At 64.0% G+C, this 15,103-nt stretch carries 14 protein-coding genes; 7 read left to right on the top strand and 7 right to left on the bottom strand.

Annotated elements, in window-relative coordinates; all coding sequences use genetic code 11:
- The first annotated feature begins 204 nt into the window (after positions 1–204).
- A complete protein-coding gene (locus tag B9A19_RS21040; protein ID WP_084093119.1) occupies positions 205–4,380 on the top strand; it encodes a PAS domain S-box protein in 4,176 nt (1,391 codons plus the stop codon).
- 42 nt (positions 4,381–4,422) lie between these two features.
- On the opposite strand, the gene B9A19_RS21045 is transcribed toward B9A19_RS21040, so the two are convergent.
- Positions 4,423–5,646 (bottom strand): multidrug effflux MFS transporter, encoded by a 1,224-nt coding sequence (locus B9A19_RS21045; protein ID WP_084093120.1) that lies wholly within the window; start codon positions 5,644–5,646, stop codon positions 4,423–4,425.
- 199 nt (positions 5,647–5,845) lie between these two features.
- Here B9A19_RS21045 and B9A19_RS21050 point away from each other — a divergent pair, with 199 nt between their 5' ends.
- Positions 5,846–6,556 carry a 4'-phosphopantetheinyl transferase family protein gene (locus tag B9A19_RS21050; RefSeq protein WP_176217052.1) on the top strand — a complete coding sequence of 237 codons (711 nt, stop codon included), beginning with the start codon at positions 5,846–5,848 and terminating at the stop codon, positions 6,554–6,556.
- Between the two features lie 437 nt (positions 6,557–6,993).
- Here B9A19_RS21050 and B9A19_RS22725 read toward each other — a convergent pair whose 3' ends face one another.
- The gene (locus B9A19_RS22725) at positions 6,994–7,155 is read right to left on the bottom strand and encodes a hypothetical protein (protein WP_176217053.1); all 162 of its coding nucleotides are present in this window, start codon (positions 7,153–7,155) and stop codon (positions 6,994–6,996) included.
- 414 nt (positions 7,156–7,569) lie between these two features.
- Here B9A19_RS22725 and B9A19_RS21055 point away from each other — a divergent pair, with 414 nt between their 5' ends.
- Entirely contained in the window at positions 7,570–8,697 is a 1,128-nt protein-coding gene (locus B9A19_RS21055) for a serine hydrolase domain-containing protein (protein ID WP_084093122.1), read from the top strand.
- Positions 8,698–8,701: 4 nt separating this feature from the next.
- Here the strand turns inward: B9A19_RS21055 and B9A19_RS21060 are convergent, their stop codons facing one another.
- Complete coding sequence (locus tag B9A19_RS21060) at positions 8,702–9,133, bottom strand: VOC family protein (protein WP_084093123.1); 432 nt, start codon at positions 9,131–9,133, stop codon at positions 8,702–8,704.
- Between the two features lie 24 nt (positions 9,134–9,157).
- The gene (locus B9A19_RS21065) at positions 9,158–9,559 is read right to left on the bottom strand and encodes a 4-oxalocrotonate tautomerase (RefSeq protein WP_084093124.1); all 402 of its coding nucleotides are present in this window, start codon (positions 9,557–9,559) and stop codon (positions 9,158–9,160) included.
- Between the two features lie 142 nt (positions 9,560–9,701).
- Here B9A19_RS21065 and B9A19_RS21070 point away from each other — a divergent pair, with 142 nt between their 5' ends.
- A complete protein-coding gene (locus B9A19_RS21070; RefSeq protein ID WP_084093125.1) occupies positions 9,702–10,313 on the top strand; it encodes a TetR/AcrR family transcriptional regulator in 612 nt (203 codons plus the stop codon).
- 179 nt (positions 10,314–10,492) lie between these two features.
- On the opposite strand, the gene B9A19_RS21075 is transcribed toward B9A19_RS21070, so the two are convergent.
- Positions 10,493–10,921 carry a VOC family protein gene (locus B9A19_RS21075; protein ID WP_084093126.1) on the bottom strand — a complete coding sequence of 143 codons (429 nt, stop codon included), beginning with the start codon at positions 10,919–10,921 and terminating at the stop codon, positions 10,493–10,495.
- A 139-nt stretch (positions 10,922–11,060) separates the two neighbouring features.
- Between B9A19_RS21075 and B9A19_RS21080 the strand changes: the two genes are divergently transcribed.
- Positions 11,061–11,708: a TetR/AcrR family transcriptional regulator gene (locus B9A19_RS21080; RefSeq protein WP_084093129.1), complete on the top strand. Its 648-nt coding sequence runs from the start codon at positions 11,061–11,063 to the stop codon at positions 11,706–11,708.
- 408 nt (positions 11,709–12,116) lie between these two features.
- Here B9A19_RS21080 and B9A19_RS21085 read toward each other — a convergent pair whose 3' ends face one another.
- Together B9A19_RS21085 and B9A19_RS21090 are read right to left on the bottom strand one after the other, a co-directional pair.
- Entirely contained in the window at positions 12,117–13,133 is a 1,017-nt protein-coding gene (locus B9A19_RS21085) for a zinc-dependent alcohol dehydrogenase family protein (protein ID WP_084093130.1), read from the bottom strand.
- Positions 13,134–13,287: 154 nt separating this feature from the next.
- A complete protein-coding gene (locus B9A19_RS21090) occupies positions 13,288–13,650 on the bottom strand; it encodes a nuclear transport factor 2 family protein (protein ID WP_084093127.1) in 363 nt (120 codons plus the stop codon).
- An 84-nt stretch (positions 13,651–13,734) separates the two neighbouring features.
- Between B9A19_RS21090 and B9A19_RS21095 the strand changes: the two genes are divergently transcribed.
- Positions 13,735–14,697, top strand: a complete 963-nt coding sequence (locus B9A19_RS21095; protein WP_084093128.1) for a LysR family transcriptional regulator — start codon at positions 13,735–13,737, stop codon at positions 14,695–14,697.
- Between the two features lie 165 nt (positions 14,698–14,862).
- Positions 14,863–15,103, top strand: a 241-nt coding sequence (locus tag B9A19_RS21100; RefSeq protein WP_139798784.1) for a leucine zipper domain-containing protein, incomplete at its 3' end; no start/stop codon positions are given.

Here is a 15,103-nt window from a genome sequence, read left to right on the forward strand (position 1 = left end):
GCCCAGCGCAAGCGCGAAATAAGTGTTAACAGGCCCTAATACCTGATCATCGTGCTTCCAAGCGTGTCCAGCCGCACGCAAGCCGGGCTCCGCTCTTTTGATCCCGCCAGAATGGCATATAACTAATGAAAGAGGCTGGCAACTGCCACGCTCCCCCCGCAGTCCGCCCTGCCGTGCCAGGGCCCGGCAACCACGGATCAGCCCATGCAAGGAATGTCGCGCCATCACTACATCAAGACCGTCACACTGGCCTATCTGCTGCTGTCGCTGGTCTGGATACTGTGCTCCGATGCTTTGCTCGTTGCCGTCAGCAATCAGGAATGGCTGGTGCGCCTGTCGTCGATCAAGGGGCTGTTTTTTGTGCTGGCCTCATCCGTCGCCATTTATCTGGCATTGCGCAGTGTGCCTGCGGCCACGCCGCTGATCGTTGCGTTACGGCCCGCCTCGCCCCGCCGACGCTGGTCACCTTTGCTCGTGCACTGCCTGGTGGCCACCCTGCTGGTGGCCTGCATGCTGGCCCTGCGGGTGGTGTTGCCCACAGGCTCCGAAGTAGGCCCGCTGATGGTTCTGTACGTGTTGCCCATCGTACTCAGCGCGGCCTTCGGCGGGCTGTGGCCGGGCTTGCTGGCTACGGTGCTGGCCGCTGCCGGGGTGGACTGGTTGGCCGAGCCGCATCTGCACAGCGCGGCCAGCGCCGCGCATGATCGTTTCCAGTGGGCGCTGCTGCTGGGCAATGGCCTGGCCATCAGCCTGCTGTGCGAGCAGATGCGCGCATCGCGCCACGCGCTGCAACAGCAACAGCAATTGCTCAGCGCGGTGGTGGCCGGCACGACCGATGCAATCTTCATCAAGGATGTGCAGGGTCGCTACCAGATGGTCAACCAGGCGGCGGCCGACTTTGCCGGCAAGACTATCGGCGACATCCTCGGCCGTGACGATAATGCACTGTTCGATGCCGAATCGGCACGGGTACTGCGCGAGCTGGACCTGGACGTGATGCAGCAGGGGCAGGTGCGGACACATGAAGAACACCTGACCATGAGCGATGGCCGCACCATGACCTTTCTGGTCACCAAGGGGCCAGTGCACGACAGCGATGGCAGGGTAGCCGGCCTGTTCGGCATCTCGCGCGACATCACCGCGCAGGTTCGCGCGCAGGCCGAGCTGGAGGGCAGCGAGCGCGCGCTGCGCGAGGCGCAGACGATTGCCGGCATCGGCCACTGGGAATGGGATGTAGCCACCGATACACATCGCTGGTCGGCACAAATCTACCGCCTGTATGGCCGCGATCCGGCACTCGGGCCGGCCGGCTATCCCGAGGTGGCCGGCTACTTCGAGCCAGATAGCTGGGCCGAGCTGCAGGCTGCGGTGGAGCAGGCACTGCGCGACGGCATCCCCTACGAGGTGGATGCGGAAGTGGTGCGCAGCGACGGCAGCCATTGCTGGATCACCGCACGTGGCGAGGCGGTGTGCGATGCGGCAGGTCGCACCGTGCTGCTGCACGGCACGGTGCAGGACATTACCGAGCGCAAGCTGGCGCTGCTGCAGCTCGCACGCAGCGAGGAACGGCTGCAGCGCATTGTCGATGCGGCATCGGACGGATTCTGGGACTGGAACGTCATCAGCGGGCATGTCTATCGCTCGCCGCGCTATTACGAGCTGTTCGGTCAGCCGGCCAGCGCCGACCAGGGCGATCTGGGTTTCTTCCTCAAGCTGATGCACCCCGACGACGTCACGCCGATGCTGGCTGCCATGGAACGGCATCTGGCTGGCGAAACCCCGACCCTTGAACAGGATTACCGCATCCGCCATCCGGAAAAGGGCGAGCGGTGGATCTGGGCACGCGGGCGGGCCGTGGCGCGCGATGCCAGCGGCCGCGCCACCCGGCTGGTCGGCACCGTTTCCGACATCACCGAGCGCAAGCAGGCTGACGATCATTTCCGCATGGTGCTCAACGAAGCCGGCGATGCGGTGTGGATTACCGACCAGCAGGGCCGCTATGAATACGCCAACGAGGCCGCCTGCCGCCTGACCGGCCATAGCCTGGACCAGCTGCAGGACATGCGCATTCCCGATTTGATCGCACCCACAGACCTGCCGCGCCTGCCAGAGCACCTGAGCAAGCTGGCCCGCGTGCCCTCGTTGCGGCAGGAATGGCTGCTGGCGCGCGCCGACGGCAGCAGCATTGCGGTCGATCTGACCACGGCACACATGCACGACGGCCGCTATATGGCATTTGGCCGCGACCTGAGCGAGCAGCGACGCGCCGCGCAGATATTGCGCGAGCGCGAAGCACAGCTGGCCCGCGTGCTGGATGGCAGCGATCAGGGTTACTGGGACTGGAACCTGCGCAGCAATGTTTTTTCGGTCAGCACGCGCTTTGAGACCATGCTGGGCTATGAGGCCGGTGAGATGCGGTTGCAACCGGAAAATTGGCCCCGGTATCTACATCCGGACGACTACGGCCCCACCATGGAGGCGCTGCAGCGCCACTTCGAAGGGGAAACGCCCTACTTCCAGGCGGAGTTCCGTGCACTTACCAAGCAGGGCAGCTGGTGCTGGCTGCTGTCGCGCGGCCGCGTGGTGGAACGGGATGAGGAAGGCAAGCCGCTGACCATGTCGGGCACCCATACCGACATCAACGAGCGCAAAAAGCATGAGGAAGCGCAACGCAGCGCCAACGCCGTCTTCCGCAGCAGTTACGAGGGCATCATGATCGTCGGAACGGACCGGCGCATCAGCCAGATCAACCCGGCCTTCAGCCGCATCACCGGCTACAGCGAGGCCGAGGCCATCGGCCAGTCGCCGCGCATGCTGTCGTCAGGCCAGCACGGGCCGCAGTTTTACGAAACCATGTGGCAATCCATCCAGGCCAACGACTTCTGGCGCGGCGAAATCTGGAACCGGCGCAAGAACGGCGAGGTGTATGCCGAGCTGCTGTCGATCTCGGTGGTGCGTGATGCCCAGGGACGCGTGCAGCAATACATCGGCGTATTTGCCGACATCAGCCAGATCAAGGCGCACGAGGCCGAGCTTGATCGCGTCGCACACTACGATGCGCTCACCGGCCTGCCCAACCGCCGCCTGCTGGCCGACCGGCTGCAACAATCCATCCTGCGCTCCAGCCGCAGCGGCAAATCCAGCGCGATTGCCTTTCTGGACCTCGATGGTTTCAAGGCGATCAATGACCGGCATGGCCACAATACCGGCGATGCCTTGCTGATCGGTGTTGCCGAACACCTGAAAGAAGTCCTGCGCGCCGACGACACGCTGGCCCGGCTGGGTGGCGACGAGTTCGTGCTCATCCTGTCCGAAGTCCACTCCCCCGAGGAGTGCACGCTGATCCTGGAGCGCGTGCTGCAGGCCGCCGCCATGCCGGTCGCCATCGACGGATTGACGCTGACCGTCTCGGCCAGCATCGGCGTCAGCCTCTACCCGGCCGATAATGCCGATGCCGATACGCTGTTGCGCCATGCCGATCAGGCCATGTATCTGGCCAAGGAGGCCGGCAAGAACCGCTTCCAGCTGTTCGACCCGGAAAGCGACCGCAAGGCGCAAACCCGCCGCAAACAGCTCGAGCAACTGGCGCAGGCATTGGTGCATGATCAGTTCGTGCTCTACTACCAGCCCAAGGTGGACTTGCTCAACGGTGACATCATCGGTGCCGAGGCATTGCTGCGCTGGCAGCACCCCGAGCGCGGTGTGCTGGCACCCGGCGAATTCCTGCCCCAATTGCACGGCAGCGAGCTGGAGCGCGAGTTCGGTGAATGGGTGATCGAGCGCAGCCTGGCGCAAATTGCATACTGGCAAAGCATGGGGCTGAGCATTACCGTCAGCAGCAATATCAGCGCCAATCACCTGTTGCAGCCCGGCTTCTATGACTATCTGGCGCAGGCGTTACGGCGCTATCCGGCGCTGCCACCACAGTTGCTGGAGCTGGAGGTGCTGGAAAGCGCAGCCATCAGCGACATGCAGCAGGCCATCGACATTCTGGGGCGCTGCAAGCGGCTGGGCATCCGCTTTGCGCTGGATGACTTCGGCACCGGCTATTCATCGCTCACCTATCTGCGCAAGCTGCCCATCGATACCCTCAAGATCGACCAGAGCTTTGTGCGCGACATGCTGGTGGACCACGACGACCTTGGCATCGTGGAAAGCGTGGTGCAACTGGCCAAGGTATTCGGCCGCGAGGTGATTGCGGAAGGCGTGGAAACCGCCGAGCACGGCGCGGCACTGCGTGCGCTGGGCTGCCGGCAGGCGCAGGGCTATGGCATCGCGCGGCCAATGCCGGCAGGGCAATTCCCCTTGTGGTGCACGCAATGGCGCAAACAGCCGCGCCAGGGCTGGGCATTCACGGCCGACGCGACCGAGCCCAGCTAGCATCAAGGGGCGCCCGGCCGGTGCAGCGCGCTCCGGGCCGGGTCAGGAAACCGAATGCGCCTGCTCGGCCATGCGCTGCACGTGGCCGCCCTTGCGCAGGGTGATGCGCGCCAGCAAAAAGGCCAGCACGGCCGCGCCGGTAATGCCGGCAATCATCGGCCGCGCCGTACCGTTCACGAACAGGCCCACCACCCACATGGTCAGCGCGCCCACCACGAACTGCAGCGTGCCCATCAGCGCCGATGCGGTACCGGCAATCGCGCCGTGTTCTTCCAGCGCCAGCACCGCCGTGGCCGGCACCACCAGACCAAGGAAGCCGTAACCGACGAACAGCAGCGCAATCATCACCGGCAGCTGGGTAAAGCCGGCCAGATTGAGCGCCAGCAGGACCACCATCACCAGCGCATAGCCGCCGACGGCCACGCGCACCATGGGCACCAGCCCGAAGCGGCCAGCCAGCCGGCCGGTGAACTGCGATACACCGATGAAGGACGCCGCGTTGGCAGCAAAGGCAAAACTGTACTGGCGTGGCGTCAGGCCATAATGCTCGATCAGCACAAAGGACGAATGCGCCAGATAGGCAAAGAAGCTGGCAATGCCGAAGGCGCCGATGAACACCAGGCCAAGGAAATGCACATCGCGCAGCAGCTCGCCATACGCCGCCAGTGCACCGGCCACACTGCTGTTCACGCGTTCCTCGCGCCCGCGTGTTTCCGGCAGGCTGGTGGCCAGCAGCACCAGCCCCAGCACCGCCGCCACCAGCACCGCCCAGAACACCGCGCGCCAGCCCTGCCATTCGATCAGGAAACTGCCCGACAGTGGCGCCAGGATGGGCGACACGCTGAACACCAGCATCAGCAGCGACATCAGCCGTGCCGCATCATTGCCGGTGTGCAGGTCACGCACCACCGCGCGCGGGATCACCATGCCGGCGCAGGCGCCCAGCCCTTGGAAGAAACGCAGCACGATCAGCGTCTGGATATCCGGCGCCAGCGCGCAGCCCACACTACCGGCAGCAAACAGCAACAGGCCGAAATACAGCGGCGGCTTGCGCCCCACCATGTCGGACACCGGGCCGTAAATGATCTGGCCGATGCCCAGCGCAATGAAGAAGGCCATCAGGCTGGCCAGCACGGCGCCGGTGGACGCATGCAGGCTGGCGCCGATGGACGGCAGCGCCGGCAGATACATGTCGATGGCAAACGGCCCGATGGCCGACAGCAGGCCGAGGATGACGGCGGTGCGGAAGAAATGATGCTGGCGCATGAAGAAACCCGTAGTGCAGAAACCGCCTGAACAGCGGTCTGAAGGAAGGCGGCACAACCGCCCGGCGCGCGATAATCGCGCCGACGCATAGTGTATACAGAATCGCATGCACGCCGCGTGACAGTGCCCGGCCATCTGCGCCGGCACAGTGCAACACAAGACCGGTATCATCACGGCGTTGCCACCATCCGGCGCCGACGTGCTGAACGCCCTCCTGCCCGCCCTGCTATCCGCCCCAGCCGACACGCTGACCGCCCTGCTGCACCTGCCCGCCGCGTGTGGCAGCGTGCACACCGCGCTGTGGCGGCTGGATATCGCCCCTGCGCGTGCACGCGCCGGGGTGCTGCCGCTGGCCGATCTCAGCAACGACGAACAGGCCCGCTGCCTGCGCTACCGCCGGCCGGAAGACCAATGGCGCCATGCGCTGACGCGGCAGGCACTGCGCCGGCTGCTGGCGCTGCAACTGGGCTGCGCGCCGCTGCAGGTGGCACTGGCCTATAGCGCACAAGGCAAGCCCGAACTGGCTGACGGCACGCCGCTGTGGTTCAACGTATCGCACGCGGGCGATCACGCGCTGCTGGCGCTGTCCACCCACGGGCCGGTGGGCGTGGATATCGAGCGCACCAACCATGGCCAGCTGTTCGACAGCGTACCCGGCGTGTTCAGCATGGCCGAGCATGCGCATGGCCAGCGCCACCCCGGCAGCGCCTATGCGATCTGGAGCGGCAAAGAGGCGGTGCTCAAGGCCTGGGGCGTAGGTATTGCCACCCACCTGCCCGCGCTCAGCGTGTTGCCACAGCCCGACGGCCGCCTGGCCGTGCACTTCGACTGCGCCGCGCCACAGATCAGCGCCTGGACACTGGCCGCGCCGGATGGCTACGCAGCCGCACTGGCGCTGCTGCAGCGCTAAGAGCCGCTACCCTGCTGGCGGCGTCACGCTCACTGGCCGTACGGCCAGGTTCTGTCTGCGTTTCGCGTGCCTTGCCAGCACCGCTACACTGGGTTTTGTAGGGCCTGTTAACACTTATTTCGCGCTTGCGCTGGGCCGCAAAGAGGTCAGCTACAAGGCACGCAACGCAGGCAATAACCGGTTATTGCCAAGGCGCGTAACGCCGTAGATGGCCTCTTTGCGGCCCAGCCCTGCGGGTTCGGGGTATTTCGGGCGGTTCGCTGCCTTGCAAACCGCTTGCGGTACCCGTACCGCGGCGCGTTCTGCGCCTTGCGCTCCATCCCGAACTACCCCGAACGCAAGCGTGAAATAAGTGTTAACAGGCCCTAGCGGCTCCAAGCCAAAAAAAACAAACCCCGCCTTGGCGGGGTTTGCTTGCGACTGCCAGGAACGGAAGCTTAGTTCGGGCAGTTGGCGCGTGCTGTGATGCACACCGGGTTGTCATGGCCAGTGTCACAGTAGTTGTGCTTGATATCGCACCACAGCGATTCGGCCATGGCCGGGCCAGCAACGGCGAAAGTCAGGCCCAGAACCATCAGCAGTGCGGAAATCTTCTTCATCGTCATCATCCTTATCCAGTGTGTGGTGAAAGTCCTCCTCGCGGCATGCGAGTGGGCCGCCGCTGTTGGCTTTGCAACACGTCGACGGCAGGGGCATTGAAGCATGCGCCTGTCATGTCGGCAATTCAAACATCAGTATTTGCTAAAATTTGATGGCTTAAATACAACACCGTACTTTCAAAAGACCCATAAAGAACGGAAGAAAAATACCAATGCATGAGTCAGGAAATCAGCATACTGTCGCAAAGAATCATGGTGAACTGGTTTCCTGCTTATTCTCATCCGTGAAATTGTGCAGTCATGGCGTCCACATTGCTGCTGCCAGCGCAGCCAACCATTGCTTGCCCGGCATGGATCGGGCTGTTGAACCAGATCGCAGGGCAGAAACAGCCCCGAGGCGGGACTTGCTAACATATGCGCTTCACCTTTCCCCCTATCCGCAAGCCCCGCCTTGCCAGCGCTGTAGCCCTGCTGCTTGCCTGCCTGCTGCCGCTGTGTGTCGAGGCTGCGCCAGCAGCACCGAGCGAGCTGCAGCAGAGCATCGCGCGCCGTGCACGTGCCAAGCATGTGTGCGCAGTGGCCTACGCCACGGTGCAAGCCGGCCAGCTGGCCGATTCGGGCGGCGCCAGCGGGTGCGAGCCGGGGTTTGAACCTGCTGCGGATTCGGTCTTTCAAGCGGCATCGCTCAGCAAGCCGGTGTTTGCCTATGCGGTGCTCAAGCTCGCCCAAGAGGGCATGCTCGATCTGGATACACCGCTGGTGCACTATCTGCCGCAGGGTTATCTGCATGTGCAGAACACGTTTGCCTTCGGCCAGCCGCCCGTCACCGATCGCGTGGCCGCACCCGAACTGCAGGCGGTGACAGCGCGCATGCTGCTGCAGCACACAGCCGGCCTGCCCAACTGGTCAGACGGGGCGCTCGCCTTCGACTTCCCGCCGGGCAGCAGCTGGCAATACTCGGGCGAGGGCTATGTGTTGCTGCAACGCGTGCTTGAATCCATCACACACCAAACGCTGGATGACCTCATGCAACAGCGGGTGTTCGCGCCGCTGGGCATGCGCAACAGCGCATTCCGCTGGCAACCGCGATTTGCCCCGGCCTTCGTGCCCGGCATGCCGCGCTACATGGCACTGCCCGAGGCCCTGGCTCCCCTGTCGCTGCATACCTCAGCGCGGGACTACGCCACGTTTCTGGCCGCACTGCTGGCCGACCGGCAACTGCTGCAACAGATCACCCAAGCCCCCGCTCCGGTGCAGCCCGGACTGGGACTGGCCTGGGGGCTGGGCTGGGGCATCGAACACGGCGAGCAGGATACTTACCTCTGGCAATGGGGCAACAACCCCGGCTACCGCGCCTTTGCGATGGCATCGGTGAACACAGGTGATGCCGTGGTCATCCTCACCAACAGCGAGGACGGCCTGACCCTGGCCGAACCCGCCGTCAACAGCGTGCTGCCCGGCACGCACAACGTATTCAAGTCCTGGCTGATCCGCGAAGGGCTGTCGCACGTTGTTTGCAAGCAGTTCAACTGGTGCTTCTGAACGCTCAGGCGGCTTGCTCTGGCGGTATTCCCTGCTGCACTGGCTCATGGCAATTCAGCATCCATTGCACGCCGAACCTGTCGGTGAGCTTGCCGTAGTAATCACCCCATGGCTGGATACCGAGCGCAGTCGTGACCTGGCCTCCCGCACTCAAGGCATTGAACAGCCGCGTGGTTGATGCCCGGTCGTCCATGGCCAGATGATGTGCCGAGCCGCGCATCGGCTCGGCATCATCATTGTCCGAGGCATGGAAGGCGACCCCCTCCCCTTCGAACTTGGCGTGCATGACCTTGCCATGCATTGCCGCGTTGCGGGCTGGCAAGCCGTCCACGCCATAGCGCAGCATCTCGACAACCCTGCCCAGGCCACATGCCTCGTAAAAGCGCAGTGCCTCCTCGCAGGTATCGGTAAAGAACAGGTAGTTCGAAAGCAGCATCGCCTTGCTCCTCATGGGCACTGATCAGCCGGCAAGCTGGGCGTTGGTCAGCGCCATGCCGCCGATGCCCCACGCGCCGTCCACGGCGTGCACCACGTTGACCCAGATACGCTCCCTGGGCTGCCGCCCACCCGACATCGCGTGAATGATGCTGGTGGCCTCCTCGATATACCCCGACTGGATCTCGCGGCTGCTGAATGCAAATGCCGGCACCTTCCATTCAACAAAGGCGACGGAGGCCGGCTGCGATCCGGAGAACGTTTGCGAGACGGGCAGGATGTGGATGGAACCGACGATGTTTGCCGTAATGGCTGCGTTTCCGGTCCAGCCGTGCCATTTGATCATGGCGTCCGACAGTCGGGTAAAGGCAAGTTGTTCCTGACCTGCAGGCAGCACGCCTTCGGTCAGCGTAAGAGTAAGGGGCATGTATGACTCCGGTTTGTTTGTCGAGGACGTCACGTTGTGGTCCCGCCCACCGGGATTCACATAACGAACGTTATTTCACAATACATAACGATCGTTCTTCGAACAAGTACAATGTACTCATACGTGTTCAACGGGATTACCGATGTCCAGATCAGAACAGAAGGCGCAAACGCGCCAGCGCATCATCGAGGGTGCCGGACGCGCGTTTCGCAAGGGCGGATATGCCGGAACGGGGGTGGACGGTCTGGCGAAAGAGGCCGGCGTTACCTCGGGGGCCTTTTACGTGCACTTCGACTCCAAGGGCGACGCCTTCCGCGAATCGCTCACACATGGCATGGCCGAGCTGCACGGCGGCATCCGCTACTTCCAGGCCGAGCACGGGCCCGCCTGGTGGGCCGAGTTCGTGCGCTTCTATCTCAGCGTAAAGCGCACCTGTGACCTGTCCGAAGGCTGCACGCTGCAGTCCATGCCCACCGAGGTTGCACGCTCCGACCCGCAATCACGCGCGGCCTTCGAGGCCGCATTGCGTGAAGTCGCGCAAGCCATCATCGACGGCCCCCCGTCGGCGCGCGCACCCGCAAACGTTGAGGATGCGTGCGCTGCACTGGCCGCGCTGACCGGCGCGGTCACGCTGGCACGCGCGGTAGACAGCCCGGCTTTTGCCGAACAGATTGCCGCAGCAGCCGAGCTGGCATTGCTGGGGCCTGCAGGCTCGAGTCGAGCAAGCAGCAGCGCAAGCGCAGTGCGCGAATGACTGGCATATCACGTGCGCTACGCAGCAAAAAGCCTCGCATCTGCGAGGCTTTTTGTGCAGCAACAGCAAGCGCCTGGCGCAGCTGACAAAACCCGGCAAAGCTGTACTGACAAGGCATGCGAAATGCAGACAGTACAAGGCGTACGGCAGCACAGCCAGCAGGGCTTTGTTCGCCGTGCTCAATCCGCGCCGAGTATCTTGCCGCCATTCACGATCCATGGCGTGCCGAAGCGGTCGGTGACCATGCCCGATGCCTCGGCCCAGAAGGTCTGGCCGAACGGCATGGTGATCTGGCCACCGGCGCTCAGCGCGTTGAAGCGCTTGGTGGCTTCTTCCACGGTCGGGTAGGTCAGGTTGAGCGAGAAACCCTTCTTGCCCTCGTACGCCACGCCACAGCCTTCCATCCAGTCGGATGCCATGAAGTTGCCCTGCGGGATGGTCAGGCAGGCGTGCATGATGAGGTTGGCATTGGCAGCGGGCACTTGCTCGGCCACCGGCGACTCGCCCACGGTCATCAGGTGCAGCTCGCCGCTCAGGGCCTCGGCATAAAAGCGCATGGCTTCGCCACAGTCGCCGTTGAAAGTCAGATACACATTCAGCTTGTTCATGGTCTTGCTTCCTCAATATCAAACAATGGGTCTGGACAGGGGTACCGGCTGGCGGCGCAACGGGGAAGATGAACAAAATGTGTACGCCGTCCACATACAATAACATGGAATAATGGACGGTGTACACATTGGTTACGTCATGATCGAAGAAAACGACAACAAGCCGTCACAGCGGCGTAATTACCGGCATGGCGATCTGCGCCGCGCCTTGCTCGAAGCTGGCATTGCACTGGCCCGCAACGGCGGGCCGGAGGCCGTAGTACTGCGCGAGGCCACCCGTCAGGCCGGCGTGGTGCCCAATGCGGCCTACCGCCACTTTGCCAACCGCGACGACCTGCTGCGCGCGGTGCGTGCCCATGCGCTGTCGCAAGTGGCCATCGCCATGGAAACCGAGCTGGACAAGCTCTCCCCCACCCTGCCGCCGCTGGCGTATGCGCAGGGCTGCGTGCGGGCGGTGGGCACCGGCTATCTGCACTATGCGCATGCCGAGCCGGGTTTGTTCAAGACGGCATTTTTCTTTCACGAAGGCGTGGAGGCCGATGCCGACCCGGCCAAGGCTGGGAACAGCGGGCTGAACCCGTTCCAGTTGCTCAGTCAGGCGCTGGAACGCCTGGCTGCTGCCGGCGGGCTGCCGCCCGAGCGGCGGCTGGGGGCGGAATATCTGGCCTGGTCTGCCGTGCATGGGCTGGCCTTGCTAATCAGCGAAGGCCCACTGCAAGGCGTGCCGGAAGGGATGCGGCAGGCACTGGGGCAGCGCTTGCTGGATATGGTGGAAAAGGGGCTGTAGCCGGGCAGCATGCACCATGCCAGGGGCAACGCTGGTCGGCCGTCACGCCGGTGCAGTACTGGCAGTGGTAGCATCTTGTCAGCCTATATATGACAAGCAGGCAGATTGGTGGCGCGAAAGCAGCACACTGACAAAGCCGGCAACCCACCAGCCCAGCCACCATGACCCAGCCCGACCAGGAACCCGACAACCGCCTTGCCGCTGCCGAAGTGATCGGTTTGCTGATCTTTGCCGCCATGGTGGGGCTGGCCTGGTATTTCGATCTGGTCTAGGCCAGCGTCCAGCCAGCCCCCAAGAGCCGCCAACAAAACCCGGTGTAGCGATGCTGGCAAGGCACTCAAAACGCAGGCAGAAACCGGCCGTACAGCCAGTGAACGTAACGCCGCCCGCAGGGTTTTGTTAGCAGCGCTAAAGCGCACCGACCTTGATCACCACCTTGCCCGGCGCGCTTTGCCCGGCGTAATAGGCAAAGGCCTCCGCCACCTGGGCGAAGCTGAATACACGGTCGATCACCGGCTGTACCTTGCCGGCGGCCATGGCCGTCAGCATGGCGGCAAACCGGGCACGGCTGCCGACAGCCAGCGGGCGCAACGTGGCACCAGATGCCAGTATTGCACTTGCATCAAGCACCGCGCCGCCACCACCCACCGAGCCAATCAAGGCAATCTCGCCACCCAAACGCACCGCCTGCAGCGATTGCGCCAAGGTGGCGCCGGCCACTTCGACCACCAGATCCACCCCCTGCCCCTGCGTCAGCCGCCGTACCTCGGCCGCCCAGTCGGGCTGCTGGCGGTAGTCGATCACCGCATCGGCGCCCAGCTCGCGCAGCCGCGCGGCCTTGTCCGCACTGGACGTCGTGGCAATCACGCGTGCGCCAAACAGCTGCGCCAGCTGCAGCGCAAACAGCGATACACTGCCGGTGCCCAAGGTCAGCACCGTCTGGCCAGGTTGCAAAGGCCGGCCACCGGTGAGCGCATGCCAGGCGGTGACTGCGGCGCACGGCAGCGTAGCGGCCTGCGTCAGGCTGAGATAATCCGGCACCGGCAGCAAGGCCGTTTCGGGCAGCAGCACGTATTCGCTCAGCATGCCATCGAGCGAACCACCCAGCTGCGCGGCGTGCTCCAGCGTGAACGGCCCGTCCTGCCAGTACGGGAAAATCGACGCCACTACGCGCTCGCCCACCTTGCGCTGCGTAACCCCCGGCCCGACGGCAACGACTTCGCCCGCGCCATCCGATACCGCCACCACATCGGGCTTGACCGGCAGCGGGTAACGCCCCTGCAGCAGGATCATCAGCTCGCGGTAGTTCAGTGAAACCGCCGCGACTTTCACCAGCACCTCGCCGCTGCCCGGCTGCGGCACGGGACGGGTTTTGCGCAGCAGGCCATCCAGACCTGCCCCCAGATTCATGTGATAACTCTGCATGGCGTGCTCCATGGCTATAGGGATAAAGGACGATACGGTGTGGAGCCGCCAACAAAACCCAGCGAAGCGGTGCTGGCAAGGCGCACGAAACGCAGACAGTACAAGGGGGTACGGCCAGTGAGCACAACGCCACCTGCAGGGTTTTGTTAGCGGCTCAGCCGGCTTTCACATAGCCGCGCGCATCAACGATCAGGCCATCCTGCACCCGCATGATGTTGACGCCGCGCGTGCTGCTGGCTGGCGAAATGCGGTGGTAACACCAATAGATCAGCGTGGTGTCACCCAGTGCGATGACCTCTTCCAGCTCGAAGCGCCCGCCGCGATCCGCAGCAATGGCCTGCCACACCGCCAGGCAGGCGGCCCGGCCGACATGGCGCAGGCCATTTGGCCCGGCGCTGGTGTTTTCCAGCACGCAATGCTCGGCCAGCAGTGCGGGCAAGGCATCGGGCGTGTATTGCTGGAAGGCCAGGTTGAAACGTGTAATGACATCGGTGCTTTGGTCGGCGTGCAGCGACATGATGCAACTCCTCGTGAACGATGAAGTGCAGTGTGGCCACCGCCAAACGATGCGTCCAACGCATTTGTTTCATATACTCAATGCATGAACAACATAGCCCCCATCCCCAATCCGCGCCTTGATCACCGCGATCTGCGGCTGGTGCTGGCTTTGGCCACCGCCGGCAGCACGGCAGGCGCAGCCAGCTTGCTGCACCTGACCCAGCCCGCCGTCAGCCGGGCACTGCTGGCCGCCGAAGCACGACTGGGGCGGCAGCTGTTCATCCGCAGCCCGCAGGGCCTGCTGCCCACCGAAGCCGGGCAATGCCTGCTGGACAGCGCCCCTCGTTTGCTGACCGATCTGCAGGCGCTGGAGCAACGGCTGTGCGCCCCGGCGGCCACGCCAACCCGGCTGCGGCTGGTGTGCGAGTGCTATACCGCCTATCACTGGGTGCCCAGCGTGCTGGCCGAACTGCGGATGAGCATGCCCGATCTGGAACTGGAAATTGCCGCGCAAAGCGCGCAAGACCCGGTCAGCGCCTTGCTGGCCAATGAAATCGATGTCGCACTGGTGACCGGCGCCAGCGTACCCGCCAGCACGCTGCTGCAGGAAACCGCGCTGTTTGCCGACGAAGTAGTGTTTGTCGTATCCAGCCGCAGCCCGCTGGCCCAGCGCGAGACGCTCAGCCGCGCCGACCTGGCCACGCGCCCCTTGCTGACTACCCACCTGCCCACACCGGGCATGCATTGGTTCAATCACATGGTGGCCGGCCCGGCTGACCAGCCATTGCGCTATCAATACCTGCCGCTGACCGAAGCCCTGCTGGACTTCGCCCGCGCCGATCTGGGCATTGCCGTGCTGTCCGAATGGATCGCCGCGCCACATCTGCACAAGGGCGACCTGATCGCCAAGCGCCTCGCCACCGGCCCGCTGCACCGGCCGTGGCGGCTGGTCTGGCGCAGCGAGCACGCCGACGCCGCCTGGCGTCTGCACGCCGCGCTGGCCTTGTCGGCCCCCCGGCTGCCGCCGTTGCAACGCAGCGCACCACAGCTTGCTGCGGCACGCTGAGCAACGCCGTGGCGGGTAGTTGGCGCCGAGAGCGGCTAACAAAACCCGGTGTAACGGTGCTGACTAGGTGTGAAGGTTCAATAGGTTGTTGCGGGTGTTCACCCGGTGAGATTTTGAGAGACTGGAAATCGCCAAACCCCCAGTCACTACAGAGCCCCGATCCGGATGAACACCCATAAGAATGCCCGATTGACCTACCTTCGTCGCCTTGAAATGGTTCAAGACATCACCCAGCGGCGCCACACCGCGGAACAAGCCGGTGCCACACATGGCGTCAGTGCCGTCACCGCACGCAAATGGCTGGCCCGCTACCTGGCCGGTGGCGCGCCCGCATTGCTCGACAAATCCTCACGCCCAGCCCGTTCGCCACGCACCATTTCGCCCGAGACCGCGCAAACCATCGTGG

This window comes from Andreprevotia lacus DSM 23236, from assembly GCF_900176275.1.
Taxonomy (GTDB): domain Bacteria; phylum Pseudomonadota; class Gammaproteobacteria; order Burkholderiales; family Chitinibacteraceae; genus Andreprevotia; species Andreprevotia lacus.